Below are 26,541 nucleotides of genomic sequence, written 5' to 3'. Positions count from 1 at the left end.
CTCTGAGAGTATAGGCGACTGATCTCATTCCTGCACAGCAGTGACAGCGAATACCGCTAGTCATGTAAATATGAGTTAACGGGGAAAGTCGCTTTGCAATTAAGCGGCACTTTCCCCGCAGGACGTTATTTGCTGCGAAGAATAAACTCGTATTCCGGATCCACATAAAACTTGCCATTCATTGCTTGTCTGCCCAGTAGCATCAGGTAAGTCATTTCCGAGCGGTCGGTCAGGGTTAACTTGATTTTCCACGAGCGACTGCCCATTTCCAGTTTGGTGGAAATCACGTAACGTCGCTGGCGGTCGGCGGTGGAGCTTTTAATTTTTTTCTGACTCAGCACTTTGCTTTCGCACCGCACGGTTCGGGCCACATCATGAATATCCGGATGGATATCAAAACGGATCCAACGCGCGCCGTCCTGTTCAAACTCTTCGATATTATCCACATGCAGCGACGAGGTGGCTGCACCCGTATCTACCCGCATTACCAGATTAGTGATACCGAGTTGTGGCAGGTTGCCGTACTCCAATGCACCAATCATTTGTTTGGTTTTACTTGATCTGCTCATTTAAATTGTCACCGTAGAGTCATTGGGTACCAGATTGTCTTGTAGCATTTCAACCTGTTCAGCAACAGTATCTGGCGTTTTGAAATAAGCGATGTGATAGATGGCCTCGCCTTCCTGAGTTAAAGGAATATTCTGCTTACCAATCACCACGCCTTCAGCCGGACTAATAATTACCCCCTGCGACTGGCCAAAAGAGTCAGCTATGGTGGCCAGCTTATCGCCTTTTTCCACATGATCGCCCAGTTGCGCCAGGTGGTTTATAAAGCCACTTTCCGGCGCGCGCACCCAACCACTTGAGCGGGCGATATACGGTTTAATCGGCACGCCCTTCGCACGGCTTTTATTAAGCATTCCCAGATGACGCATGGTGTTGATAATGCCTTTTACGCCGGCCCGAATGGAAAACTCGTCGTAACGTAAAGCCTGACCGGCTTCGTACAACAGAATTTTGATACCGGCTTCACTGGCGGTGGCGCGCAGTGAACCGTCACGAATATCGGCGTTTAGCAGTACGGGCACCCCAAAGGCCTGCGCCATCGCGAGGACTTCCTCGTCGTCGAGGTCGGCACGGATCTGCGGCAGGTTACTACGGTGAATCGCACCGGTATGTAAATCGATGCCAACATCACACTTACTCACCACTTCATTAAAAAATAAATGCGCCAGACGCCCGGCCAGACTGCCTTTACGGCTGCCCGGAAAACTGCGGTTAAGGTCGCGTCGGTCGGGTAAATACCGTGACTGGTTGAGCACGCCGTAAACATTAACGGTGGGCACGGCGATGAGCGTGCCCTTTAACCTGTCGATGACCCGTGATTTAATGAGGCGGGCAATGATTTCAATGCCGTTCAGCTCGTCACCATGGATTGCCGCACTCACAAATAACGTAGGGCCCGAACGTTTACCGCGCTTCACATAAACCGGAATACTCATACTGGTAGCAGTATAAAGAGGCGGCATATCCAGGGCGATTTTCTTCGTTTCACCCGGCAGTATGGTTTCACCGCCAATCACAAGCCCTTTGGTGGCCATCAGCCTTGTCCTTTGGTTTTAGTTTTGTGTGGTTTTGCCGAATTCTCGATAAACTGAATGATCATGCTGGCCACATCTTTACTGGTTGCTTTTTCAATACCTTCCAGACCTGGAGAGGAGTTAACTTCCATCACCACAGGTCCGCGTGAAGAACGTAAAATATCTACACCACAACAGTTTAAGCCCATGGTTTTCGCTGCGTTAATGGCGGTTTTACGCTCCGCCGGCGACAAACGAACCAGGCTGGCGGAGCCGCCACGATGCAGATTAGAGCGAAACTCGCCGGGTGCTGCCTGGCGTTTCATGGCAGCAATCACCTTGCCACCCACAACAAAACAGCGGATGTCTGCCCCACCGGCTTCTTTAATGTATTCCTGAACCAGAATACTGGCGTTCAGGCCCATAAAGGCTTCAATCATGGCTTCCGCGGTTTTCTGTGATTCGGCCAGCACTACGCCGATACCCTGGGTACCTTCCAGTAACTTGATCACCACCGGCGCGCCGCCAACGTTTTTAATCACGTCGTCTACCTTATCCGGGTGATGGGCGAAACCGGTACGGGGCATGCCAATCCCTTTACGGGATAAAAGCTGTAAGGAGCGCAGTTTGTCCCGCGAGCGGCTGATGGCTACGGATTCGTTGATGCTGTATGTGCCCATCATCTCAAATTGACGTACCACCGAGGTGCCATAAAAAGTCACCGATGCCCCAATGCGCGGGATGACTGCATCATAGTCAGGTAGTCTCTCACCTTTATAGCGAACTGACGGATCGCTGCTGGTAATGTCCATATAGCAGTGCATGGTGTCTATGATATCCACGGTGTGTCCGCGCTGCTCGGCAGCCTCTTTGAGGCGGCGGGTAGAGTAAAGGCGGGGATTTCGGGATAGTATTGCAATTCGCATGGTTCAGCCTAATTTTGGTTGCGGCAAAAAACGGCATACTTTGCCTTGTGTGAGGGTAATGTAAAGTAAATAAAATTTGTCGTGACGGTGATAAATCTTGAGTAATAACAAGACTCACCGTTTACCGTATTGGTTATAGCATACGCCTAAAAAAGGGCCTCTGTCACGGGCAGATGCTGCCCACAATCAGTGGGCAGATTTAATATATCGGGTCATGCTTTTCAGCAAAGCGCGCAGCTTGGCGGGTTTAATGGGTTTGCTCAGATAATTCACCCCTTGCTCCTTACAACGGGTCACCACGTCCTCATCGTGAGTGGCGGTAACCAATGAAGCAGGCAGCACAATGTCGAGATGCTGGCGAATAGCGTCAATTAAGTCCAGGCCATTCTGGTCGTTGCCGAGCTGATAATCCATAAGCAGAATTTGCGGTGAGAAAATATCTGCCTGGGTAATAGCATCATCCCAGTTGTCCGCCAGAACGGTACTCACTCCCCATTTTTCCAGCAAGGTTTGCAGGGCGTCGAGATTTTCCTGTTGATCGTCCACACAGAGTACCCGCAATCCACTGAAAGATGCTGTAGGATTGGCTAGTGAAGCACTTCTTACTACCTTAGGCTGTGTCATGGGAAAGCTGATTGAGAAACAGCTGCCTTTACCTACCTCAGACTTAACCTGCACCTTACATTGCATCTGGTTACTCAGGCGTCTTACTACGCCTAAACCCAGACCAATCCCGTGCTCAGAGCTTTCGTTGGTGCGGTAAAAGTCACTGAAAATCAGCGCTTGTTGTTCTTCAGAAATACCGATACCCGTATCTCTGATTTCGATAAGTATTTTTCCGGCCCGTCTACGGGTAGAAAACAGTACCTTACCTTTGTCGGTGTACTTCACTGCGTTAGATAACAGATTCTGAATAATCCGGTACAAAAAGGTTTTGTCGGCGTATACCCAGCAATCCAGAATATAGGTACGTAGCTCCAGCCCTTTGTCTTTCGCCCGCATTGATAACTCATCCACAATAGAGGCAGACAGGTCTTTAATGTTTACCGGTTCAGGATTGGGTTTGAGTTCACCCTGATCGAGGCGCGAAATATCCAGCAAGGTGGCAATCAGGGCTTCACTGGAACTTACCGAATGATTCAGCTTGTTTACTATGTTCTTAACTGTTTCGGGAAGCTGGGCTTCCTGCAAGGCCGAAACATAAAGCTTAGCGGCATTAAGCGGTTGCAAAACATCGTGGCTTGCCAGGGCCAGAAAGCGGGTTTTACTGGCGTTGGCATCTTCGGCCTGTTTACGGGCGCGGATTAGCTCTTTTTCCACTCCCCGGCGGCGTTCTATTTCCAGTCGCAATTCAGCGTTGATAGAGTGAACTTCCTCGGTACGTTTCTTAATCCGGTGTTCCAGGTCAATGTTGGATTCTTCCAGTGCCTGCTGAATTTCAACGTGGCCGGTAATATCATTAAAGCTTGTTACAAAACCACCACCAGGCAGGGGGTTGCCGACCATTTCTATTACCCGGCCATCACTGCGTTGACGGGTGAAACGGTGCGGTGTTCCAGAGCGTAAATGTTCCAGTCGTTTTTCAACCTCAGCTTCAATATCAAAGGCGCCAAACTCACCTTGCTGAGCGTTGTACCGCATCATCTTTTCAATGGGCGTACCCACTACCAGTAAGTCTTCCGGGTAGTTGTAGAGCGCCGCATATTGTTTATTCCAGGCCACCAGATTCAGGTGTTTGTCGATGACGCTGATCCCCTGATCCATGTTTTCCAGCGAGGTGAGCAGGGCAGTCATGTTGAACTGCATGGCCTGGGTGGTATCGTCGAAGAAGTTAATTACCTCGGTAAAATCGAGCTTCTTACCACGTAATACGCTGTCAATCAGGGCCTTAGCACTGGAGGCACCAATTACACCACCCAGCGCCCGTTCACAAAATGCCATAAAGGCATCATCCGGCACCTGAGAATTTTCGATGGTCGTGTGATGCAATTGCTGATATTCGTTAACCAGCTGCTTGCAGCGGCCGGTGCCCATAAAGGTGGAAAGCAGGGTTATCAGGTCGGCAATGGTCACATTAACACTTTGACTTTTAAGCGGTGTGTTACGCACCTCAGCCGGTGAAACAAAAGCCTCTGCCTGAATACGATCAATCAGGCGAGCCGGGGCAAACCAGGAAAATAAGCCATAAGCGATGGAGTTGGTTATCAGGCTTATAATGGCGCCCTGACTAAGCAGTTCGCTTTGTTCAAAATCCGTGGCTGCATCATTAACAATGGGCAGCACTAACCATAGTACCCAGGTGATTAAACCTACCATCAATCCGGCGTACACGCCGTGGGCATGACCTCTTTTCCAGTACAGCCCGCCGATGACAGCGGGTAGTAACTGAATCACCAGGGAAAAGGCGATCAGACCAATGGAGTGGAGCGAACGACTCCCGGTCATTTGCTGGTGGTATAAAAACGCCAGCAGCAAAATAATCCCGATGATGATGCGACGAATTAAGCGAATGCGCTTGCCATAGTCGCCATAAGACGCTGAATGTTCCTTCACTGCTAACAGTCGGGGCAACACCACATCGTTAGTAAGCATGGTGCTGAGAGTCAGCGTAGCAACAATAATCATAGCGGTGGCTGCCGACAGCCCGCCCACAAAGACAATGACCTGCAATAAAAAGGATTCCGAATACATGGCCAGTGACAGCACGTAGGTATCCGGTTCTATGGGGTTATCGGCAAAAACCGCCTGACCAGCCATGGCAATAATTGGGATTACAGCTGCAGTAATACCCAGATATAGCGGAAATAGCCAGCGCGCCGTTTTTAAGTGGTTAAGACTGAGGTTATCCACAATGGCAACATGAAATTGTCGGGGCAGACAAATAATCGCGGCGGCAGCCATGATCACCTGGGCAAAAAAGGTAAAGGACGAAAATTGCGAGAGTGCTTCGTCGGTTAAGAAGTTTTCCAGGATCGGTGTGTTTTCCTGCTGATACCACGCCTGATAGCCGACGATGGCGACAAGTACTAAAGCAAGTAATTTTATTGAAGACTCAAAAGAAATGGCCAGGATGAGGCCTCGGCGGTATTCCGTAACATCGGTTTGTTTGGTACCAAAGTAAATTGCAAACAGGGCGATAAACGCGGTGGCCAGCACAATAATAAACTGGCTGTTAGGCTGGTTAGTTAATAGCTTAAAGGTTGCGCCAATGGCTTTAAGTTGCAGCGCGATATAAGGAATGGTTGCCATTAGCGCTATGATGGTGACCAGCAGCGCAACAGCCTGACGCTTGCCGTAACGCGAGGCGATAAAGTCGGCAATGGTATTGATATGCTGCTTTTTACTGACCAGCGTGAGCTTGTAAATAAACTTGTAACCGAGGATGTATACCAAAATTGGCCCGAGCAGAATGGGCAGGTATATCCAGGTGTCACGCGTGGCCTGACCCACCGCACCAAAAAATGTCCAGGCGGTACAATAAATAGCCAGCGCTAACGAGTAGATAACCGGATGCGAGGTGATCCATCTTGCCGTGGTGGAATTCTTATCTCCCCAACTGGCGATATAAAATAATAAAAATAAATAAAGTAACGCGAGAGAAACCCAACCGAACGTCATGCCTTGTCCTAACAGGTTTTTAACAATACTGGTTGCATTATATACAACCCCCTACGACCTGACCTACGACCATGGTCTCATTTCTTGAATTGACATGCCCGTCTAAAGTGTATCCGAAGCTCCTAATTATGCGGTTTTTAGGCGATTTTGGCGGTTTGGGACTGCCGGGGTAAGCGCTAAAGTCGCCTGAGAAGCTCTCCGTTAGGAAAATGTAAAAATAAAACATCGAATTAACCTGTTGATGAGGACGGAAAGATGGCATTTAAAAGTGATGACGACAAAACGGCGTATTGGAAGGAGAATCTCTCCATCCTCGCCAAATTGTTAGTAGTCTGGTTTGTCGTGTCTTTTGGCTGCGGCATTCTTTTAGTGGACGTGTTAGACCAAATCCAATTCTTTGGCTTTAAGCTGGGATTCTGGTTTGCACAGCAAGGATCAATATACGTGTTTGTAGTACTCATTTTTGTGTACATGGCCAAAATGAACGCGTTAGACAAAAAATACGGCGTAGACGAGGAGTAATCCAATGGATGTACAATTATTAACTTTTATCATCGTTGGTGCCTCGTTTGCCCTTTACATCGCAATCGCGATTTGGGCCCGCGCTGGTTCAACCACCGATTTCTATGTTGCCGGCGGTGGTGTTCCACCTGTACTTAACGGTATGGCAACCGCAGCGGACTGGATGTCAGCCGCATCATTTATCTCTATGGCCGGTCTGATTTCCTTTATGGGTTATGACGGCGCGGTATACCTGATGGGCTGGACCGGTGGTTACGTGCTGCTGGCATTATGTCTTGCACCATACTTACGTAAGTTCGGTAAATTCACTGTACCGGATTTCATTGGTGATCGCTACTACTCACAAACTGCACGTACCGTAGCGGTATTCTGTGCCATCTTCGTTTGTTTTACTTACGTTGCCGGTCAGATGCGTGGTGTGGGCGTGGTATTCAGCCGCTTCCTGGAAGTTGATATCGTAACCGGTGTGGTTATCGGTATGGCAATCGTATTCTTCTACACCGTTTTAGGTGGTATGAAAGGCATTACCTATACTCAGGTTGCCCAGTACTGCGTACTGATTTTTGCTTACATCGTACCTTGTGTATTCATCTCTATGATGGTTACTGGTCACATCCTGCCGCAAACTGCATTTGGTGCAACCCTGGCGGATGGCTCCGGAATGTACATGTTGGAGAAACTCGATAATCTCTCCGTCGAATTAGGCTTTAATGAGTATACCTCGGGTACGAAGAGCACAATTGACGTATTCTTTATTACCTTTGCACTGATGGTTGGCACTGCTGGTCTGCCTCACGTAATCGTACGTTTCTTCACCGTACCTAAAGTACGTGATGCACGTAAGAGTGCGGGTTGGGCGCTGGTATTCATCGCTATCCTGTACACCACTGCACCGGCACTGGCTTCATTTGGTCGTGTAAACATGATTGAAACCATCAATGGTAAAGACATGCAGGGCACCCCTTATGCTGAAGCGCCTACCTGGATTAAGAACTGGGAACAAACTGGCCTGATCACCTTTAAAGATAAAAACGGTGACGGCAAAATGTTCTATGCAGCAGGTAGCATCGACGATCCAGCAAGCCAAAACGAAGTTAAAGTTGACCGTGACATCATGGTACTGGCTAACCCTGAGATTGCGAACCTGCCTGCCTGGGTAATCGCACTGGTGGCTGCTGGTGGTGTGGCTGCGGCACTGTCTACATCGGCTGGTCTGCTGCTGGTAATCTCGACCTCAGTATCGCACGACTTACTAAAACGTAACTTTGCGCCAAACATTACCGATAAAGCCGAACTGTTCTATGCACGTTTAGCCGCCGGTGTGGCCATTGTTATCGCTGGTTACTTTGGTATTAACCCGCCAGGATTCGTAGCGCAGGTGGTCGCCTTCGCCTTCGGTCTCGCGGCATCCAGCTTCTTCCCGGCTATCATCATGGGTATCTTCAGCAAGCGCATGAATGATAAAGGTGCTATATCGGGTATGATTGCGGGTATCGCGTTCACAGCGGCATACATCATCTACTTCAAGTTTGTTAATCCGGCGGCTAACGTGCCTGCTAACTGGTGGTTTGGTATCTCACCAGAAGGTATCGGTACCCTGGGTATGTTAGTGAACTTCGCAGTAGCCTATGGTGTGTTCAAAATGACTGACGAAGCGCCGCAGGAAATCCAGGACCTGGTAGAAAGCATCCGCTTCCCGAAAGGTGCTGGTGAAGCCTCGGCTCACTAATCACAACAAAAGTTAAACGGTAAAAGGCTCACCCCCGGGTGGGCCTTCTTTATTTATCCCTCAGTGCATTTAACCTGGTGTACTGAGGGATAAGTAGTCTTGATCTGGCACAGATTGAACGGTGCCTTTACAGGGTATGCTGAATAAATGACCAGACGCTTTTGGGGATAGCCTATGAGTACCACGCCACAGCAAGTTACCGACTTTTTGAAAACATCAGCGCCTTTCGATCAGTTAAAAGACGACATGCTGGATGAACTGGCCAAAAAGGCCCGGCTTATTTATCTCGCCAAAGAGAATCAGCAGGCATTACTTAAAGAAAATGAGGGCCGGTTATTCTTAATTCAGTCCGGTCAGTTTTCGGTAAAAGACAGTGACGGCCCCGAACGGCATTTAAGCGAAGGGGATTATTTTGGCTATCACAGCCTGATTGACAATGTAACCTATCCGCTGGAAGTCGTCGTCGATAGCCCGGGATTAGTGTACAGCTTTAGTGAAGCGGCGTTTAAAAAGTCGCTCGAAATGCCGCAGGTTGCCAACTTTTTTCAGAGTACCAAAAGTGAGGCGTTGCAAAATCAGGCCGTGCAGGACTCTAACTCCATGTGGCTGTACAAGGCTCTGTCGGAAGTTATCGAGCGTGAGCCGGTAAAAGTGGATGTGCAGTTATCGGTGCAAGAGGCGGCGTCGGTGATGGCCGCAAGCAATGTGTCGTCGTTGTTGATAACCGAAAATAACAAACTGGCGGGGATCGTGACTGACCGTGACCTGCGTAACCGTGTGGTGGCAACCGGATTAGATGTGAGCCTGCCGGTACGGACTATTATGACCGACCAGCCGGCGATGATTGTGCAGAATCGCACTATGTTTGACGCGATGGCACTCATGACCGAGCGCAATATCCATCACCTGCCGGTGGTAGACCGCATTACGCGTCAACCTGTTGGCATGGTGACTGCCTCTGACGTGATCCGTCACCAAAAAGGCAACGTGTTGTTTGTCATTGGTGAATTATCCAAGGCCGAAAACCTGTACGAACTGACTCGTCTGTCATGGCAAATGCCCCACTACTTTGCGACGCACGCCAAGCGGCCAGGTGATTTTGATATTGCCGGCAAGGTGCTGGCGCAGGCCACCGATATTATGACCCGCAAGCTGATTAGTTATTATCAGCAGCAAAATGGCCCGGCACCGCTGGATTATGCCTGGATAGTGTATGGTTCACAGGCGCGGGAGGACCAGACAATGGGCTCTGATCAGGACAATGGTTTATTACTTGAGCGCGAGCCCAACGAAGAAGAAGCCGCCTATTTTGCCGGCATGGCGGAATACGTGTGTAACGGCCTGGGCAAATGCGGTATCAAGCTGTGTCCGGGTAATATTATGGCCAGCAATCCGGATTTACGCTTATCCCTTGATGGAGCCATTCAGGAAGCCAAAAGCTGGGTGAGCCAGCCCACCAATAAAGCCATTATGTATTTTAATATTTTCCTGGATGCCCGTGCCGCCGCCGGTGATGTGGAGTTATTCCGAAAAATGCAAATGGCCCGCGCGCCACTGTTAAAACAAAAAATGTTTCTGGCCGCGCTTGCCCGCCAGGCTAACGATGCCTCTGTGCCCTTGTCCATGTTTAAGAAGTTCACCTATGAAAAAGGCCATAGTGTGAAAGATGCGATTGACCTTAAGGTGCGTGCCATTGCTATTATTAATAACCTGGTACGACTCTACGCTCTGGACAATGGCCTGACCATGCCTTCAACACTGGCAAGGCTGGCGGCGCTGCCAGCAGGGGCTGGCTTGTCTAGTAAGGATGCCGATAACCTGCGGGATATCTGGCTGTTTCTGAACCGCTTGCGCTGGCGTCATCAGTTACACAATAAAGTTACCGATAACCTGGTGTCAGTAAGCGATTTATCCTCCATTGAAAGGCACCAGCTTAAAGCGGCTTTTCAGGCTATTGAACGTGCTCAACAAGCTGCCGTGATGAAGTTTTCCGGCGGGATGTCCTGAGTATGGTGCAGCAACAACCTTCCTTCTGGCGCCGGGTAAGACAATGGATAAGTGGTGGGACCGCACTGCCGGAAGAACGCAAACACCAGATGTTGCGGGATATTCCCTTACTGGCTGTGGATTTGGAGTTAACCTCACTGGACCCGCAAAAGTCAAAAGTCACCTCCATTGGATGGGCCGAAGGCAGCGGTGGCAGTATCGACCTGAGTAATTGCTACTATTCGGTCGTCAGAGCATCAGGAGATTTAGAGCAAAGCCCGGTGATCCATGGTCTCACCGCCGAAGAAATTTCTCATGGGCTGCATATTAAAGACGCGCTGGAACAGTTAGCGCCCTATGCCAGCACCCACGTATGGGTTTTCCATAATGCGGGGCTGGATTTAGCGGTGCTGGACAAGGTGCTGGCGGCTAACGGGATATATTTACCGGAAGTCATTACGCTGGATACGCTCAAACTGGCGGTGTATCAGTTACAAAAGCAACATGAAGTGCTGCCGCCAAACAGCGCAACACTCACAGTTTGCCGCCAACGGCTTAATTTACCGCTGGCTCCGGCGCATAATGCACTTGATGATGCCATGGCTACATTGCAGCTATGGTTTGCGCAATATTACAGCATGGATCCCACCGGTAAGATGAGTTTGCAGGATATTGCCCATACTCAGGCAGTCGGATGCAGAAATTTAGGAAAAATTGAAAATAAGTGATTGACAAGAAATGTCCAAGAGCGTATCTTTCGCCCCGCATTGAGCAACACGCTTAATCGCATATGCCCAGGTGGTGGAATTGGTAGACACGCTAGCTTCAGGTGCTAGTGGCCTTACGGCCGTGGAGGTTCAAGTCCTCTCCTGGGCACCATCCTTTCTTAGTTGTAAAATCCCTTATTTTTCTTGAACGTTAACTCGTCTATTTTCCTGTTCGGTAAGCATGCATTGTGCGCGAATAGTTAATACTCAGGATACCCATGGCACTCAAAGCGACTATTTTTAAAGCTGACCTATCGATTACCGATATGGATCGCAACTACTACAACGATCACAATCTGACGATTGCGCGCCATCCGTCTGAAAACGATGAGCGTATGATGTTGCGGATTATCGCGTTTATCGCTAATGCTCACGAGCGGCTACAGTTTACCAAAGGATTATCCGATGATGACGAGCCAGACTTGTGGCAAAAAAGCTACAGCGACGAGATTGAGCTGTGGATTGAGCTGGGGCAGCCATCGGAACAGCGCATCAAAAAAGGCTGTAACCAAAGTCAGCAAATGATGATTTATGCCTATGCAGACAATAGCTTTGATGTCTGGTGGAAAAAAGAGAGCAATAAGTTACAAACCAGAAAAAACCTGTCGGTATTTACCCTGCCAGCAGAGTTAGAAACTACTCTGGCCAATGTCGTTCAGCGCTCCATGCAAATACAGGTGACTATTCAGGACGGCCAGATGTGGCTCACTATTGAAGGCGCAAATAAAACAGAAAGCGTTGAAGTGGCAATCGAGCAACGTTTGTAAGAGCTTACTAACAACAAGCGAGCGACTGATAATCAAATCATCAGGCCGCTCGCGTAAGCATTCGGAATAAACTACGACTTAGTTAAACAAGCCTTTCAGTTTGTCCTTTCCTTTTTCCAGTAACTTGTCTTTTTCTTCCTCGAGCTTTTCTTTGGCTTTATCTGCAACAACTTTTTTCGCCTCAGACTTGGCTTGCTTAATGGCGTTGTCCAGCATTTGTTTAACAATCGCTGCGCCAACCTGATCGGCTGGTAAGCCATCCGGCTGGCCAATCGAACCGGCGTTAAATGTTGGCAGCGTCACCGCATAGGTTTTCTTGTCTAACTCGAACTCACCGGTATTCAGGTTTTCAAAGTTGAGCACCAGTTTGGCGTTGCTTACCATGACTTTATCGACAATAAGCTTAGGGCTCGGACCGGACGATTCGGCTGGCTGCTCTTTGGCCTCGCCTATTGGCAGGTTAGCTTCAAGATTGTTTTTCAGCACTATCAGGTTGCCCTGGCCACTGCTATCCAGCTCGTAGAGAATTTCTGGTGCATCTACCGTTACTTCCTGAATTTTGTAAGGTTCTTCGGCAGCGCTGCCTAAATCCAGGGTAATAGCTCCAAGTCCCAGTGCAACGTCATCACTGAATCCATCCGGATTGGCTACATCGATGTTAGAAATGGTAAGTCTGCCTTCTGAGAATGACAGGTCCACGGCTGCCACACTAACCGGCGTGGCCAGGTACTTTGTCCCCTGGATTTCAATCTGACTGCGAATAAAATCATTGGCACCACTGGCAATATACATAACACCACCTACGATGGCGGCAATAACGATAACCAGGATTAATAGAACTTTCTTCATTATTCTTCCTTTCTGTAATGAGTTAACTGCATCCTACAACAAAAACGCCACAGGCATAATGTTCCAGGCAGTGTAAAAGGCCTGGATGACGTTTTTTGTATTTACTTATACTGCAAATATGCACAAAGGTATTTATCGCCAGCGCTTTTTGCGTCAGGCTGTCGGTTCAGACTTCAACGCTTCCAGTACCAGGCTGAACGCGCGGGAATGATGTCGCCGGTTAGGGTAGAACAGATGAAACCCGGGAGACAGCGGCATCCATTCTTTTAACACCTGTACCAATCGTCCTTCCCTGGCTTTCCATTCGAACAGATCGTAGGGCAGGTAAGCTAAGCCTGCGCCATCGAGGGCGGCGTGCCAGGCGTGGCCGTTGTCGCTGAAAGTCCACTGGCCATTTACCTTTTGCACAAATGGTTTACCGTTTTCCTGCAGAATCCACTCAAAAGTACGCCCGTCGTTGAGTTTTCTGACTTTGATGCAGTTATGCTTGAGCAAATCCTCAGGTTTTTGCGGATAGCCATAGCGATCCAGGTATTCAGGTGAGCCGGCAATGACCATCCCCTCTTTTTCGCTGATAGGAAAAGAGATCATGTCTTTAGGGATTTCCTGTTCTATACGGATCCCCATGTCATAGTGCTCGGCAATGATATCGTCTACCCGGTTATCTACCAGCAGTTCGATATGCAGGTTAGGGTAATTGTTGAGCTTATTGCGCAGGCGCGGCCAGACTAAGGCGTGCGCGGCGTAGCGACAGCTGATAATTTTAACCGTACCTGAAGGATTATCCTGCCACTCGCCCAGGTTGGTGATAGCGTCCTGGATACTCGCAAAACTGGGGTCGATAACCTTAAGTAACTGCCGGCCCGCATCGGTTGGATACAAACTGCGGGTGCTGCGTGATAACAGCCGGGTACCCAGCCGATCTTCCAGCCCTTTGACGGCGTGACTCAAGGCAGATTGTGAAACGCCTAATTGCCGCGCAGCCTTGGTAAAACTGCCTTCTTTAACCACCACGCTAAGTGCCACTAAATCGTTCAAATTGTCACGTAACACGCAGAATTTTACCTTTTACACTCATTGATTGATGAATATTAGTTATGAAAAGTGCGGCCTTTGCAACCATTAATCGCAAATAACCAAGGGGTTACCGCTCATTGCAGCTGAATATCGCTGAATTTAGCTAGGGCCTATGAATGTCATTCATGCTGCATAAAATATCCGGCGCTAGCGCTTATCCTGCCTGATGTTGTATTAAATCCGTCCAGTCGAGAATGAATAACGTTCTTAATTTTATTTAACAAATGTCAAAGTTAACTTTCTTCAGCGCTGCTAGCGTGGTCAATAAGTAAGCAGTTTCAGCGAGAGGACTGTGGCGCTTTGAAGTGTTGGTTCTTTGTATCAGCCTCTTAAGCACGGTCATTGTTATTAGTCACGCTGCAAAGGGATGAGTGGAGATCTCGTGATTTATCGATTGGCTATCAGTTTTATGCTTTTGACCTACTTAACATCCGGCCAGGCCCAGGAAAGCTGGCCGACACCGGCACAAATTGATCTGGTGAAGTCGCGTATGGCGAGCTTTCCGGCGGCGCGTTTTATTTATGACGTGGACTGGTATTCGCCGCTGGAAATCGTCCCCGGCAATGATAAGCAGCCACTCGCGGTAAGCCCTGCTTCTTCACCTGCTATCGCACAGGCGATTGCACTGGCAGAAAAACATGACAGTTACGCTTTTATTTACTGGCAGGGTGGTGCCATCAGAAGCGAGAAATACTGGTACGAGTTTAACGCTCAGTCCCGCTTTGATACGGCTTCAATGCATAAAACGGTAGTCGCAGTGCTGCTAGGCATTGCTCAGCAGCAAGGCCTTATCAACAGTGTTGATGATCCGGTCGCCAGGTATTTACCAGAATTAGCTGGCACGCCGCGGGGAGAAATAAGCCTGCGCGCCATGCTGGAGATGGCCAGTGGCATTACTACACCACCGGTATCCACCGACCCGGCCAGTCCGTACTACCAAACCTATTTTGGTGACGACCTTAAACAGGCGGTCGCCCACTGGCCCATGCGTTTTGCGCCTTATGAAGAATTCTTTTATGCCAATGCCAATACTCAGTATCTGGCCTGGATCATCGAGCGAACAAGCCAGATGCGCTACGCCGACTTCCTTTCTGAATATTTATGGAAACCATTAGGCGCAGCGGATGCAAGGCTTTGGCTGGATCACGAAGGTGGTAGTCCTCGAGCATCCTGTTGTCTGCAGGCCAGTGCCAGGGACTGGCTAAAGTTTGGCCTGTTACTGCTTAAGCAAGGGCAGCTTAACGATACCCGGATTGTGCCCGCCGAGTGGATTGCGGCCATGACCCGGCCGTCAGCCACCAACCCCAATTACGGCTGGCAAATCTGGCGCGGCAGTCCGCATAACCCGGCGCGCATCTACGGTAAAGGTATTCCGGCCGTGGTACCAGCCAAACAGGCATTTCTGCAGGACGATGTTTATTTCCTGGATGGTTCCGGCGGGCAACGGGTTTATGTCATTCCCAGTGCTGACATGGTGATTGTGCGCATTGGTAAAGCCGATCATTCCTGGGATGACTCTGCGCTACCTAATTTATTACTGGCAACAGAACCGACGGGACATAACAAATGAAAACAAACAGACGTCAATTAATGAAAGGGGCTTTAGCGCTATCAGCACTGTCCATGGCTTCGCCCGGTCGGGCCAAAGCGGCAGAAACAACATCGGTTACGGTGATTGGCGGCGGCTTATCCGGCTTAAATAGTGCTCTGATGCTAAAGGATGCCGGTTACGATGTGATTGTGCTGGAAGCATCCGACCGGGTTGGCGGGCGGGTGTATACCGCTGATGGTGTAGAGACACGCCCGGAGTATGGAGCCAGCCAGATAGGTAAATCCTACGCCCGCACCATTAGTTTGTGTGAGCGGTTTAACCTAAAGCTTATCCCTGAACACCGCAAACTCATGGCGATGTCGAATTATGTCAACGGGCAATGGGTTAAATCCACCGACTGGGAGCATTCCGAAGTAAATAAAACGGTGGGCGACGAACGAAAAATTCCTCCTGCATTATTAAGCTCAAAAATTCTAACCGGACTTAATCCACTGAAATCGCTGACCGACTGGCTCGACCCTCAGTTCAGCGACTATGACATTTCGATTTACGACCTGTTTAAACAACATGGCGTTTCCGAAGAAGCCATTCGTCTGGCTTCAGCCACCACCGATATCCATACCGCTTCTGCCCTGGGCTTATTACAGGAAAAAAATCGCGGTTTGTTTGATTTAGCGTTTACTAAGGATGTGCAGGAGGCGGTTGATCGCCCCTATGGTTATGGCAATGGCAAAGGCATGTCAGAGGGACTGGCGCTGATTAATAATATTGAAGGTGGCTGTTCACGGTTGCCAGAAGCTATGGCAGCCGCGCTCGGTGACAGCGTGCGTACTGGCAAAATGGTACGCAAAATAAACATGAGCAAAACCGGTGCAGAAGTGACCTGTATGGACGGCAGCCGGTTTAAATCAGACTATGTCATCAGCGCTTTACCTTTCTCAACGCTTCAGTATGTCTCGGTATTCCCTGATTTGCAGGGCAAACAGGCTGAAGGCGTATTTAAACTCGATTACGTCGATACCTCCCGCGCCTTTGGCATTATCGAAGAGCCTTTCTGGGAAGAAGACGGCTTTGAACCTTCGTTTTTTAGTGATGAAACCGTACAGATGTTCTGGGCGCTGGAAAAACGCCCGGATGAAGATAAGCCCCGTTTTATGGTGGTGTTTACCGATGCCGCAGCATCACGAATTGATCAGTACTCCAAACAAAAGGCGTTGGCAGTGATGGAAGCCGAAATTAACCGAATTCGCCCGGCTACCAAAGGCAAACTGCGCTTCCTTGATATGTACGGCTGGAAGAATAACCCCATGATTCAGGGCTGCCGTCACATGTATTCGCCGGGGCAGATTAATCGTTTCGCCAGAGAAATCGTTAAGCCCCATTACCGCCTGCATTTTGCTGGTGAGCACACCCGTCGTAATGACTTTGGCATGGAGTCTGCGTTGGAGTCCGGCGAACGCGCTGCATTTGAAATTATCAGTCTGGGATAAACGTGATGGTAAAGATGAGAACAGTTTTATCAGTCGGCAGCGCTTTGCTGGTCTTGCTGGCCGGTAACAAGGCCATGGCCAACGAGCAGGCAAAGCTTGCTGCCAAGGGAAAAGCGCTATTTGTGGTGTGTCAGGCGTGTCATACCACTACAGACAGAGCGAGCATAAAAATTGGCCCGAGTTTGCAGGGCATTGTGGGGCGCGATGCTGGCAGTCTGACCACGTTTAGCTATTCCACCGCCCTGAGTGAGGCGGCCTTTAGCTGGGATGAGGCAAGTCTGGATAAATGGCTGCAAAGTCCGGCAACACTGGTACCCGGGAACATTATGAGCTTTGCCGGCCTGTCTGACGAAGGACAGCGTAAAGCCATTATTGCGTATCTGAAAACGCTGTAAAAACTTTTAGATAGCGGCGCTCAGGCTGCCGCTGTCTGCACACAAAGCAATAACAAAATTACAGACTCAACAGCATATTGTGAGGGAATTTCACATGAGAACAACTTGTACGAAAACCATGCGTTTAAGCATCATTGCTGGTGTTATCATCAGTGCTTTACAGCCAGCACTGGCGCAAGAAGAGGAGAAAGGGGCGGATAACCAGATTGAGAAAATCGAGGTGACGGCCCGTAAACGTTCTGAAAGTATTCAGGAAATCCCTTTAGCGGTATCGGCACTCATCAGCGACGATATTGAAAAAAGAGGCATTATTCAGGTCAGTGATCTGGCTGATAATGCGCCGGGTCTGGTGGTTTCAAATAACTATTCCGGTAAAACAGACCGCTCGGTGCAAACTTTCATTCTGCGTGGTTTTACCCCAAGTGGTTCACAGGCCACTACCTCAATGTTTATCGACGGAGTACCGGTATCTTCTACTACCGCCGTTTCTTCAATTGGTTCTCCGGAGCGTATCGAAATTCTGCGTGGCCCACAGGCCGCCTACTTTGGCCGTAACACCTTTGCCGGTGCGGTTAACGTGGTAAACAAAGAGCCGAATAAAGAATGGGCCGGCTCGGTAGAAGCGACCGTTGGCAATTACAGTTACGCGCGTTTACGTGGCGAAATCGAAGGAACCCTGATTGACGATAAGCTGGCTTTCAGAGCGTCAATCGAAAACTATGAAAAGGATGGTGCCTGGGATAACCACGGTGCCGATGGCGGTACGCTGGGCGATCAAAAAACCACCATGGGTAATCTGTATATTCTGGCAACGCCTACCGAAGATTTAACCATTAAGGCTTTTGGTTTTTACTCTCACGATGACGATGGCCCGGCAGCCTCGGCGCTGGTTGCCGCTTATAACATTAATGATTATTCGGGTAATCGATTAGTTTCGGCTCAGAGTAACTGTGAAATCAATGGTGGCAACCCTTATATTTGTGGCGAGCTACCCGCAAAAGTCGATCCGCTTTCTTACAATACCCGCTTGCCGGAAGACTCGGTACTTAAAGTTCCGTCACTACGACTAACTGATCTGGATATCAATGATTACGGCATGGAAAGGGAAACCTATCATGCTCATCTGGTGGTCGACTACGATATCGCGGGTACTGATTTTAGTGTTTCATCTCTTACTGGTGTGAATAACGAAGAGTGGGTAATTATCAATGATATTGACCACTATTATTCCAGTGATTACAACTTTGCCTATATGTCAGAACGCAGAGTGGAAGATTTTTCTCAGGAATTACGTTTAAGTTATGCTGGCGATGGCCCGTTAACAGGGACTGTTGGCCTGAGTTATCTTGATGCTGAGTCACAAACTGGCGCCGCTTACACTATTTTTCAGCCATTCTTTGATTATACCTTTGCCCCGGCACAGGGCGGTACTGCCTTCAACAAGACTACCGGGTTATTTTTTGGTTTGTCTTATGAGTTAAGCGACAAAGCGACTTTAAGTGCGGAAGGGCGTTATCAGCGAGATAAAGTATCCAGCGAAACGGCTACCGGTGCGCTTGAAGCTGAAGCAACCTATAACAACTTTTTACCCCGTGTGATTGTGGACTACAAATTTACTGACGATTTGATGGCCTATGCGACTTACTCCAAAGGGGTTAATCCTTCACGGTTTAACACGGTATTGTCGACTTACCTGCCGGAAGTCCGCGCCGCTGCTGAAGAGGCGGGTATAACCCTGGCAGTTCAGCCGGAAGAAGTGGATAACTTTGAAATTGGCGTGAAAGGTACAGCGCTGGGCGGCTCAATGACTTATGTTGCAGACGTGTACTTTGCTGACTGGACGAACCAGACCAATCAGCTTAACGGTACCATTATGGTCGACGGTTTTCAGGAAACCTACGCCGGTTATGCCAATACCGGTGGCGTCGAAATTACCGGTTTGGAAGGTGAGCTTAACTGGATGATTACCAGTAACCTGCGCTTAAATGCGAGCGGGGCTTATATCGGTTCAGATATTCAGGAATTTACCAGCGTTAACCTCACCCGACTGGTTGGCTACACGGATTTCTCTGGTAACGAAATGCCTGGCGTATCCAAACAATCCGGTAACATTGGCTTGCAGTACAGTGACTACATGGGCGATTACGATTATTTTGCCCGGGTTGATTACAGCTATAAATCAGGCATGTATACCAGCGAAGCAAACTTAACTGAAACGCCTGATATCCATAAGGTTAACCTGAGAGCCGGTGTGACATTTGGTAACTTAAGCGTACAGGCCTATGTGAAAAACGTCTTTGATAACGACGATTACACCTATGCCCGTGATTACAATATTCTGGGTTACCCTGAAGGCGTTAATTCAGGTTTTGCAGGCTATACCGCCATTCTGGGTTCATTGCAGGAGCCCCGTACCGTTGGTTTAACGGTTAAGTACACCTTTAGCGAGTACTAAGCTTGCGGGCTGTCTTACACTGACGTGAAAATGTAAACCCACTTTAGCGATAAAGTGGGTTTTGTTTTTGTAAGGCTGATAAACGTGTTGTTAGTGAAGTTGTTCAATCAGCTGTAAAATAGTAGCGGCGACCATCGCGGGGGCCTCAATATGCGGGTTGTGGCCAAAATGCCGGGAGCGAATATGCAGCGCCTCTTCTGAATTGGCTATCAGTGCCTGATGCAAAGCCAGCCATTGTTGTTTTCCTGCCGCGGTTTCCTCAAAAAATAGCGGTTCGGGTTCTACCCGGGTCGATGTTACTAGTACTACTGGCAGCTGAACGGGCAGCGGATAGCTGTCGATAGCTGAGTCATCCAGCTGTTGCATCAGCAGTTCAAGCTGCGGGGCTAAGCGGGGCGGGATATACTTTTTAAGTAACGCGTCATCAGCGGCAATTCTGGCCCGGTCGATAGCCTGAAACTGTTTACGCTGGCTGCGTACCGTAGGCTCCAGCAAAATCACACCATCAATTAGCTCTGGTGCCAGCAGTGCGGCTTCGGCGACAACCAGTCCGCCGTAGGAATGGCCGACCAACAGGATCTCCTCGCCCTGATACTGTTTGACTTTCTTGAGCAGATGGCTGACGTCCTGAGCGATAGAGGTTGGCTTGGCCGCGGGATCCGCAATGCTTTGCCGGGTATAGGTGACCACCTTATAGGTATCCGGAAGCGCCTTCAACAACGGTTGCCAGGTGGTTTCATCCTGGCCAAAACCTGCCTCGAAGATTAGCACCGTAGCATAAACGGGGCGGGCGCTGAAAATCAGTAAAATTAACACAAGCAGTTTCGTTAAAGAGTGCATAACAAGCCTTACAGTGAGTGTAAAAACCTTATGTTATGAGGAGTGGGGTCAAAGCGGGGTCAAAGGTCTGAAAAAAGGTTACCCATAGCAAGGCCTTTTGCCATGGGTAAGCGGTGATGGGCTGTTTGTTAGTACTTAAAGTTGCCCATAGTGCGTTCTAACAGGGTATTGTTAGTTTGCAAATCGGAGGTCAGGGCTTTCAGGTCATCGGCGATACTGACCTGATGGGTGGCTGCGTCCTGAACCGAAACCACATCCCGGGCTATTTGCTCGGAAGTTACGGATTGCTGCTCTGCTGCCGCTGACATGGTGTTAGCCTGTATCTCTACCGTTGCGGCACTGTCTCTCACTGTTCTGGCCGTTTGCTCGCCGTTAAGGGTCAGGTTAAGGGATTCCCGCGCGGCATCAGCACTGATGCTAACGCCATTGATCACTTTGCCGCTCACCTGAGCCAGGGTATCCAGTAATGACGATATCTTATCGGAAGAACCACGGCTGGCGGTGGCCAGTTGCCGAACTTCATCGGCGACCACGGCAAAACCACGGCCATGTTCTCCGGCGCGGGCCGCTTCAATGGCCGCGTTGAGTGCGAGTAAGTTGGTCTGATCGGACAGCGTATTGATGGTATCCAGTATGCCGCTGATTTCAGTCAGGTGTTCGCCCATGGTCTTCGCGCTTTGTTCTACTTCCTGCATCTGCACAGACAGGCTTTCAATGGACGCTTTAATCGCATTATTAGCCTGGGAAGCATCATCGGCAAGTTTGTCGAGGGATTGGCTTGATTCCAGCACCGTAATCGCAGAATGGGCAATTTCTTTACTGGTTTGAGTCATTTGTTCAATGGCGGTGGCGATACTGATAGCGCGCTGCTGGGTTTGCTCTGACTCGCTGTGAATACTGTCGGCAGAAGCGGCAACACTGTTGCCTAAGGTAGTACTGGTACTCACTGACTTAGCCAGACCGGTAATTAAGTCACGGATAGCGCCAAAAGTTTGGTTAACCGCGTTGGCAATTACCCCCAGCTCATTGTTGCTGTTTAGTCTTACGTCGATAGTCAGGTCGCCCTCACTGGCAATATTGTTGAGTTTAACCTTGAGGGTAGTTAACTGCGTATTCAGGGAGCGTATTAACCCGGTTACTAACAGTAGCGCCAGCACAATCACTATCAGGGTTAACGTGGCAAGCAGGAAAATGCCGCTCTGCTCTGAGCTGTAGCGTTGTTCTGCCTGCTGTTGCACGGCTTGCCAGGTGCTATCGAGTAATTTTTTTACCAGGCCAATCTGAGCGGTTGCCTCAGCAAACCAGGCCGTAGCTTTGGGAAGTTGGGAAAAATCGGGCGATCTGGTCGGCAAACCCGATATTAACGCCTGATAGACTTCCTGCATAAAAGCGTTCTGTGAGGAGTTAGCCACCTGATTAAACGCGGTAAGCTCCGGTTCGTTTAGTGCGTGACTTTGCAAGGTAGTCAGATAAGCGATACTGTTGTTGTAGTTGATGAGCTCTGTGGCCTGAATCGGCGAAATAGCGCCTTTTGCGAGGATGCCATTGATTTTGCCGCGCAGCTGGCCAAGTCGTTCCTTCAGCTGGGCATAGGTTAGTGCCTGAGCAACCTTGTTACTTACTTCACCGTTAGCAATGTTTAACAGCAGGTTACTGGCAGTATCCAGCGCTGTCTGGTTAAGCTGGCTGTAATAACCAAACGCATTTGCTCCCTGGCGCTGGTTAACCTGCTGACGAATGGTGCTTTTCTTTTCTAACTCTGCAAAAAGTATTGTTAAGGTACGTGATATATCCACTGATGCCGGCCAGGGCTGGCTGGCTACTTGTTTGAGATTTTGCACGGCAGCATCCGCTTTTTGCCGTTGCGTATCCACCCGGGCCTTGGCTTCTTCACTACCGGAGCCAAGAAAGCCTGCGGTCAGCCCTCTTTCTACGGCATGGTGATGGGCAATTTTCTCTACTGCATCAACCAGCTCTACCAGTCGGGACTCAAGCTCAGCCTGATTGAGTTGGTTTAATTTTTGGTTAAGACTGAGACCAGTCATCACCAGCATTAACCCGCTAATAAGCCCAATGCTCAACAGTGTCAGCCTGACGATCGATAAGCGTGCTAATCCATTCATAGTTTACTCTTGGTTGCGTATCTGGACTGCCTGACTCAGAAGTACTGATATTTATTCGGGACCGAACCTAGAGTATAGTAACGCTGTGGATTTTTGCCGCATGGTTGAACAGTAATTGTTATATTTGTGTTGCAACCATAACAACGCCAGCCGGCCGCATTGTTACTAATAAGAAAGTAATCTGATTCATGACCTTAACTCCCGATACCCTGCTGGCTTTTGTTTTTGCTACGTTGATTATCAGCTTGTCACCAGGCCCATCGAATCTGTATATCCTCGCCTGTACCCTGGGTTCCGGGCGTAGCGGTGGCACTGCCGCAGCGCTGGGAATGGCAATAGGCTCCTCCAGTTACGCAATTGCTACAGCCTTCGGACTTGCTGCGCTGATACTTTACGTGCCGGTTATCTTTACGCTGATTAAAGTGCTGGGCGCGCTTTACCTGATTTACCTGGGAGTGAATGCGCTGCGATTTGCCACTGCGCCACATCTGCGCAAGCCTGTGCAGGCGACTACTCGCCAAATCGTTTCCAGAAGCCTGCTGGTGGAACTGAGTAACCCTAAAACCGCATTATTCTTTATTGCCTTTTTACCCCAGTTTACCCACGCGACGGGAGACATGCTGGTTAATGACCTGCTGGTGCTGGGCTTACTGTTTAGTGGTATTGCCTTGTGCTGCGACTTACTGGTGGTGCAGTTATCGCATCAGCTTGGGCGATGGATGGCCAAAAGCCCACGGGTTGCTGTTCGCCAGGAACAGCTCGTGGGACTGATTTTTCTTGGGCTTGGCGCCACGCTGTTGTTTGATTTAGGCCAGACAACCGCGTTTTGAGTGATGTGCGCCTAGCGCTGTTCTACTTCGTCCAGCAGTGCCGCAATCTGTTTGGTCACTTTGTGGCTGGGCATTAAAAATGGCAGCGGTGTGCGGTGAGAGTGTGACTCTTTTACCTTAACAGAACTGCTCAAACGTGTTTCAAACAATGGCAATCCTTTTTCCTGCAGTTCACCAATCAGGGTCGAAGGCAGTTTTGCCTGGGCATTATACTGGTTGATAACCACGCCCGACAGAGTCAAATCCTGATTATGATCCTCTTTGATTTCCATCACATTTTCTAATAATCGCTCGATAGCCTGGGCAGAAAAATGATCGCAATCAAAGGGCACTAAAAATTCATCGGCCGCAATCAGCGCTGCTTTGGAATAAAAATTAAAGTTGGGCGGTGTATCAATGTAAATGCGTTCAAATTCTTCGCTTAGTGCCTCCAGCGTTTCACGCAATTTAAACATTTTATAGCGGGATTCCAGCTCCCGCTCTATGGTAGCCAGAGTCGGATCGGCGGGCAGCACATACAGGTTTTCAAAGGCGGTTTGCTGAACAAAGGCCGTTGGCGGCTGTGGTTTGGAGAACCAGCCAACAATTTGTTTAAACATATCTGCCACAGTGAGTGTGTCTTCGTTGATGTCTATGCCGGCATAATGGGTGCTATTGCCCTGAGCATCGAGGTCAACCAACAGGGTTTTGTATCCCCTTAAGGCACTTTCAGCTGCCAGATTGGTACTGATTGTTGATTTTCCCACCCCACCTTTTTGATTGAACACCACGCGTTTCATGTGACTCCTTGTATTTACCTGCTGCCGGTAGAAGGTAACGATTAGTATAAATTATCGACACTTCAGCATAAGTTATCCTCGTCAAAAAGTAACGGAATATAATGTTATTAAAATGTTAATTTTGACTGTTTGTGCTACATTATAACCAGAAGCTGGCACCTGGAGTCGCCTATGAAAGTTCTGGTATTGATTGTCGTATTGAGCGGTGTGCTGCTTATCGGCGGCTGTGCCAGCTCTGAGTCTGTAAGACACGAAGGCGGTTTTCCCGTCTATATGGCGGGTTTTCCCACAGCAAACGCCATCAAAGTCGAACCTGTTGATGAAATCCTGCGTTTGCCCACAGCGGCTAAGCGTTATCTTAGTCACATTACGCTGGATGCAACACGCAAGCAGAACTCTGTACTGGATGAATTAATAGAAAGCATGTTTGCCAAACAACAGCTGGATGTTCGGTACTACAGCCATGCTAATTCCACGGTGTCTGAGACCTTTACCAGTCGTCAGGCTAACTGTTTGTCCTTAACGCTGATGACCTATGCGCTTGCGCGTGAACTTGGCCTCAAAGCAACGCTACAGGAAGTCGAAATACCCGAATACTGGACCCGAAAGCAAGGCTTCAGCCTGTTAAACGGCCATGTAAATGTGCGGCTAACCGACTTTCAGGGCAACTGGAAATCGTCCCGGCTGGTAGACTTCGACGCGCGAATGAGGGCGCTGCAATTTAAGGCTCAGCCCATTTCTGTGCGCCGGGCTCTGGCCATGTACTACAACAATAAAGCATCGGATGCTCTGGTTAACCGGGTTTTTCCGGTGGCGTTTCGTTATTTACAGGCGGCGTTGCAGCAGGACGATACACTGACAGCGGCGTGGCTTAACCTGGGCGTACTCTATCGTTTAGCCGGGCACCATCAATACGCCGAAGAAGCCTATCAAAAAGTACTGGCCCTGGAGCCGGAGAATCTTACGGTCAGAGAAAACCTAGCTATTCTTTATCGCCTCACCGGCCGACCAGAACAGGCTGAAAAACTCGCCAGTGAAGTTTACCAACTGCGCCAGAGTAACCCTTATTACCATTTAAATCTGGGCGATGAAGCCTTTGATAAAGGCCAGATTGCACTGGCGAAAAGTTATTACCGCAAAGCCTATCGCCTCGACAGGAGTAATCACCTGGTGCTCTTTGCCATGAGTAAGACTGCGCTGGCTGTCGGCCATAAAGACGATGCACAGGCTCTGCTGCAGCGCGCCCTGAGTAACGCCGAACAGCATGTGGATCGCCAGCGGTACGAAGCCAAACTATTGGTATTAAATGATTATGTTGAGGAGCAAACGAAATGAAACTTGGCCGGATTGTCGCTATTTTTTTGTTGTTGGCACCGGTATTAGGGTATGCCTCCGAGCCGGTGTGGATGAGAGATGTTACAGTGCTCGCCGATGACAGCATGGAAGGCCGGGCTGCGGGCAGCAATGGCTCTGCGCTTAGTCGGCAATACATTATCAGTCGTTACAAAGAAATTGGGCTATTGCCGCTTCACTCGCTGGATAGTTTTACTCACCCCTTTAGCGCTGAGAATAAAGGTAAGCAAATTAACGGGACCAATATTGTGGGTAAGCTGGACGGAAAAATTGAGCGCTATATTGTGGTAAGTGCTCACTACGACCATATAGGCCGCAAGGGAAGACGAATTTTTAACGGCGCTGATGATAATGCCAGTGGCGTGGCCGCCATGCTGTACCTTGCTGCGCAAAGTCAGGCGCAGTCGCGGCAATGCCACCAGGTTTTTTTAGCACCTGACGCCGAGGAGCACGGGCTGTTGGGCGCGCGGGCGTTTGTAAAGGCCGGGCTACTTGAGTCCGACACCATTTTTGTCAATCTGAATCTCGATATGCTCTCCCAACCTGGTGGTCGTGAAGAAGTTCTGGTGAGCGGTAACCTTAGCCATCCACGATTTAATCGTTTGATTGAAGACATTGAAATTGCCAGCAATATGCCAATGATAGCAACCGATGAAAGGCGCCGGGTAGGACGGTTTCCGAACTTATCGGACAGGCGTAAAGTCAGCGATCACGCGGCGTTTGCCGAGCAGGGTATTCCCTTTTTATTTTTAGGTGTGGGTCGGCATAATTATTATCACACCCCGCGGGATACTGTCTCGCGTATCGATCGGGAGTTTTACGCTAAAACGGTGGATATAGCCTGGCAGTATTTACAGCAATTAGATGCGTTATGCGCACAACATTAAAACAACAAAGCGGAGA

General features: G+C 49.2%; 21 protein-coding genes and 1 tRNA gene. 13 read left to right on the top strand and 9 right to left on the bottom strand.

Annotated features, from left to right (window positions below; translation table 11 throughout):
- Window positions 1–125: 125 nt before the first annotated feature.
- From BFC17_RS01445 to BFC17_RS01430, 4 genes are all read right to left on the bottom strand, one after another.
- Window positions 126–569 (bottom strand): ATP-dependent zinc protease family protein, encoded by a 444-nt coding sequence (locus tag BFC17_RS01445; RefSeq protein ID WP_070174682.1) that lies wholly within the window; start codon window positions 567–569, stop codon window positions 126–128.
- The gene (locus BFC17_RS01440) at window positions 570–1,601 is read right to left on the bottom strand and encodes a succinylglutamate desuccinylase/aspartoacylase family protein (protein ID WP_070174681.1); all 1,032 of its coding nucleotides are present in this window, start codon (window positions 1,599–1,601) and stop codon (window positions 570–572) included.
- Complete coding sequence (gene rimK, locus BFC17_RS01435) at window positions 1,601–2,506, bottom strand: 30S ribosomal protein S6--L-glutamate ligase (protein WP_070174680.1); 906 nt, start codon at window positions 2,504–2,506, stop codon at window positions 1,601–1,603. The genes BFC17_RS01440 and rimK overlap by 1 nt, the downstream gene beginning before the upstream one ends.
- 186 nt (window positions 2,507–2,692) lie before the next feature.
- Window positions 2,693–6,124, bottom strand: coding sequence for a PAS domain-containing hybrid sensor histidine kinase/response regulator (locus BFC17_RS01430; RefSeq protein WP_070174679.1), 3,432 nt, complete (start codon window positions 6,122–6,124; stop codon window positions 2,693–2,695).
- A 255-nt stretch (window positions 6,125–6,379) separates the two neighbouring features.
- Between BFC17_RS01430 and BFC17_RS01425 the strand changes: the two genes are divergently transcribed.
- From BFC17_RS01425 to BFC17_RS01400, 6 genes are all read left to right on the top strand, one after another.
- Entirely contained in the window at window positions 6,380–6,646 is a 267-nt protein-coding gene (locus BFC17_RS01425; protein ID WP_070174678.1) for a DUF4212 domain-containing protein, read from the top strand.
- A 4-nt stretch (window positions 6,647–6,650) separates the two neighbouring features.
- Window positions 6,651–8,375, top strand: a complete 1,725-nt coding sequence (locus BFC17_RS01420; RefSeq protein WP_070174677.1) for a sodium:solute symporter family protein — start codon at window positions 6,651–6,653, stop codon at window positions 8,373–8,375.
- 174 nt (window positions 8,376–8,549) lie between these two features.
- On the top strand, window positions 8,550–10,382 hold the full coding sequence (locus BFC17_RS01415) for a putative nucleotidyltransferase substrate binding domain-containing protein (RefSeq protein ID WP_070174676.1): 1,833 nt from the start codon (window positions 8,550–8,552) through the stop codon (window positions 10,380–10,382).
- A gap of 2 nt (window positions 10,383–10,384) precedes the next feature.
- A complete protein-coding gene (locus BFC17_RS01410; RefSeq protein ID WP_139141964.1) occupies window positions 10,385–11,089 on the top strand; it encodes a 3'-5' exonuclease in 705 nt (234 codons plus the stop codon).
- Window positions 11,090–11,153: 64 nt separating this feature from the next.
- Window positions 11,154–11,240 (top strand) — tRNA-Leu (locus BFC17_RS01405).
- A 106-nt stretch (window positions 11,241–11,346) separates the two neighbouring features.
- Window positions 11,347–11,895 carry a YaeQ family protein gene (locus BFC17_RS01400; RefSeq protein WP_070174675.1) on the top strand — a complete coding sequence of 183 codons (549 nt, stop codon included), beginning with the start codon at window positions 11,347–11,349 and terminating at the stop codon, window positions 11,893–11,895.
- Window positions 11,896–11,973: 78 nt separating this feature from the next.
- Here the strand turns inward: BFC17_RS01400 and BFC17_RS01395 are convergent, their stop codons facing one another.
- Together BFC17_RS01395 and BFC17_RS01390 are read right to left on the bottom strand one after the other, a co-directional pair.
- Complete coding sequence (locus tag BFC17_RS01395) at window positions 11,974–12,744, bottom strand: AsmA family protein (RefSeq protein ID WP_070174674.1); 771 nt, start codon at window positions 12,742–12,744, stop codon at window positions 11,974–11,976.
- Between the two features lie 153 nt (window positions 12,745–12,897).
- Window positions 12,898–13,797 (bottom strand): LysR family transcriptional regulator, encoded by a 900-nt coding sequence (locus tag BFC17_RS01390; RefSeq protein ID WP_070174673.1) that lies wholly within the window; start codon window positions 13,795–13,797, stop codon window positions 12,898–12,900.
- Window positions 13,798–14,188: 391 nt separating this feature from the next.
- Here BFC17_RS01390 and BFC17_RS01385 point away from each other — a divergent pair, with 391 nt between their 5' ends.
- The 4 genes from BFC17_RS01385 (at window position 14,189) to BFC17_RS01370 (ending at window position 19,713) form a co-directional block, all read left to right on the top strand.
- Window positions 14,189–15,391 carry a serine hydrolase domain-containing protein gene (locus tag BFC17_RS01385; protein ID WP_083271515.1) on the top strand — a complete coding sequence of 401 codons (1,203 nt, stop codon included), beginning with the start codon at window positions 14,189–14,191 and terminating at the stop codon, window positions 15,389–15,391.
- Window positions 15,388–16,863, top strand: coding sequence for a flavin monoamine oxidase family protein (locus BFC17_RS01380; protein ID WP_070174671.1), 1,476 nt, complete (start codon window positions 15,388–15,390; stop codon window positions 16,861–16,863). The genes BFC17_RS01385 and BFC17_RS01380 overlap by 4 nt, the downstream gene beginning before the upstream one ends.
- A 14-nt stretch (window positions 16,864–16,877) precedes the next feature.
- Window positions 16,878–17,258, top strand: coding sequence for a c-type cytochrome (locus BFC17_RS01375; protein WP_070174707.1), 381 nt, complete (start codon window positions 16,878–16,880; stop codon window positions 17,256–17,258).
- A gap of 94 nt (window positions 17,259–17,352) precedes the next feature.
- Window positions 17,353–19,713, top strand: a complete 2,361-nt coding sequence (locus BFC17_RS01370) for a TonB-dependent receptor (protein ID WP_070174670.1) — start codon at window positions 17,353–17,355, stop codon at window positions 19,711–19,713.
- A gap of 90 nt (window positions 19,714–19,803) precedes the next feature.
- Here the strand turns inward: BFC17_RS01370 and BFC17_RS01365 are convergent, their stop codons facing one another.
- Window positions 19,804–20,553: an alpha/beta fold hydrolase gene (locus tag BFC17_RS01365; RefSeq protein ID WP_070174669.1), complete on the bottom strand. Its 750-nt coding sequence runs from the start codon at window positions 20,551–20,553 to the stop codon at window positions 19,804–19,806.
- Window positions 20,554–20,681: 128 nt separating this feature from the next.
- The gene (locus tag BFC17_RS01360; protein WP_070174668.1) at window positions 20,682–22,676 is read right to left on the bottom strand and encodes a methyl-accepting chemotaxis protein; all 1,995 of its coding nucleotides are present in this window, start codon (window positions 22,674–22,676) and stop codon (window positions 20,682–20,684) included.
- Between the two features lie 188 nt (window positions 22,677–22,864).
- Here BFC17_RS01360 and BFC17_RS01355 point away from each other — a divergent pair, with 188 nt between their 5' ends.
- Window positions 22,865–23,506, top strand: coding sequence for a LysE family translocator (locus tag BFC17_RS01355; RefSeq protein ID WP_070174667.1), 642 nt, complete (start codon window positions 22,865–22,867; stop codon window positions 23,504–23,506).
- An 11-nt stretch (window positions 23,507–23,517) separates the two neighbouring features.
- On the opposite strand, the gene BFC17_RS01350 is transcribed toward BFC17_RS01355, so the two are convergent.
- Window positions 23,518–24,285 (bottom strand): ParA family protein, encoded by a 768-nt coding sequence (locus BFC17_RS01350; RefSeq protein WP_070174666.1) that lies wholly within the window; start codon window positions 24,283–24,285, stop codon window positions 23,518–23,520.
- A 171-nt stretch (window positions 24,286–24,456) separates the two neighbouring features.
- Between BFC17_RS01350 and BFC17_RS01345 the strand changes: the two genes are divergently transcribed.
- Both BFC17_RS01345 and BFC17_RS01340 read left to right on the top strand, forming a co-directional pair.
- Window positions 24,457–25,620 (top strand): tetratricopeptide repeat protein, encoded by a 1,164-nt coding sequence (locus BFC17_RS01345; RefSeq protein ID WP_070174665.1) that lies wholly within the window; start codon window positions 24,457–24,459, stop codon window positions 25,618–25,620.
- Window positions 25,617–26,525, top strand: a complete 909-nt coding sequence (locus BFC17_RS01340) for a M28 family peptidase (protein ID WP_070174664.1) — start codon at window positions 25,617–25,619, stop codon at window positions 26,523–26,525. The genes BFC17_RS01345 and BFC17_RS01340 overlap by 4 nt, the downstream gene beginning before the upstream one ends.
- Window positions 26,526–26,541 lie beyond the last annotated feature (16 nt).

It is taken from the genome of Marisediminitalea lipolytica (assembly GCF_001758465.1).
Classification (GTDB): Bacteria; Pseudomonadota; Gammaproteobacteria; order Enterobacterales; family Alteromonadaceae; genus Alteromonas; species Alteromonas lipolytica.
This window is presented reverse-complemented; position numbering and strand designations above follow the sequence as displayed.

What these genes read in the sequence shown, in the direction of transcription:
- BFC17_RS01355 (WP_070174667.1), top strand. Translation starts at nt 22,865, where the DNA reads ATGACCTTAACTCCCGATACCCTGCTGGCTTTTGTTTTTGCTACGTTG.
- BFC17_RS01440 (WP_070174681.1), bottom strand. Translation starts at nt 1,601, where the DNA reads ATGGCCACCAAAGGGCTTGTGATTGGCGGTGAAACCATACTGCCGGGT.
- BFC17_RS01415 (WP_070174676.1), top strand. Translation starts at nt 8,550, where the DNA reads ATGAGTACCACGCCACAGCAAGTTACCGACTTTTTGAAAACATCAGCG.
- BFC17_RS01420 (WP_070174677.1), top strand. Translation starts at nt 6,651, where the DNA reads ATGGATGTACAATTATTAACTTTTATCATCGTTGGTGCCTCGTTTGCC.
- BFC17_RS01350 (WP_070174666.1), bottom strand. Translation starts at nt 24,285, where the DNA reads ATGAAACGCGTGGTGTTCAATCAAAAAGGTGGGGTGGGAAAATCAACA.
- BFC17_RS01430 (WP_070174679.1), bottom strand. Translation starts at nt 6,124, where the DNA reads ATGACGTTCGGTTGGGTTTCTCTCGCGTTACTTTATTTATTTTTATTA.
- BFC17_RS01370 (WP_070174670.1), top strand. Translation starts at nt 17,353, where the DNA reads ATGAGAACAACTTGTACGAAAACCATGCGTTTAAGCATCATTGCTGGT.
- BFC17_RS01425 (WP_070174678.1), top strand. Translation starts at nt 6,380, where the DNA reads ATGGCATTTAAAAGTGATGACGACAAAACGGCGTATTGGAAGGAGAAT.
- BFC17_RS01395 (WP_070174674.1), bottom strand. Translation starts at nt 12,744, where the DNA reads ATGAAGAAAGTTCTATTAATCCTGGTTATCGTTATTGCCGCCATCGTA.
- BFC17_RS01345 (WP_070174665.1), top strand. Translation starts at nt 24,457, where the DNA reads ATGAAAGTTCTGGTATTGATTGTCGTATTGAGCGGTGTGCTGCTTATC.
- BFC17_RS01400 (WP_070174675.1), top strand. Translation starts at nt 11,347, where the DNA reads ATGGCACTCAAAGCGACTATTTTTAAAGCTGACCTATCGATTACCGAT.
- BFC17_RS01375 (WP_070174707.1), top strand. Translation starts at nt 16,878, where the DNA reads ATGAGAACAGTTTTATCAGTCGGCAGCGCTTTGCTGGTCTTGCTGGCC.
- BFC17_RS01385 (WP_083271515.1), top strand. Translation starts at nt 14,189, where the DNA reads ATGAGTGGAGATCTCGTGATTTATCGATTGGCTATCAGTTTTATGCTT.
- rimK (WP_070174680.1), bottom strand. Translation starts at nt 2,506, where the DNA reads ATGCGAATTGCAATACTATCCCGAAATCCCCGCCTTTACTCTACCCGC.
- BFC17_RS01360 (WP_070174668.1), bottom strand. Translation starts at nt 22,676, where the DNA reads ATGAATGGATTAGCACGCTTATCGATCGTCAGGCTGACACTGTTGAGC.
- BFC17_RS01410 (WP_139141964.1), top strand. Translation starts at nt 10,385, where the DNA reads ATGGTGCAGCAACAACCTTCCTTCTGGCGCCGGGTAAGACAATGGATA.
- BFC17_RS01380 (WP_070174671.1), top strand. Translation starts at nt 15,388, where the DNA reads ATGAAAACAAACAGACGTCAATTAATGAAAGGGGCTTTAGCGCTATCA.
- BFC17_RS01445 (WP_070174682.1), bottom strand. Translation starts at nt 569, where the DNA reads ATGAGCAGATCAAGTAAAACCAAACAAATGATTGGTGCATTGGAGTAC.
- BFC17_RS01340 (WP_070174664.1), top strand. Translation starts at nt 25,617, where the DNA reads ATGAAACTTGGCCGGATTGTCGCTATTTTTTTGTTGTTGGCACCGGTA.
- BFC17_RS01365 (WP_070174669.1), bottom strand. Translation starts at nt 20,553, where the DNA reads ATGCACTCTTTAACGAAACTGCTTGTGTTAATTTTACTGATTTTCAGC.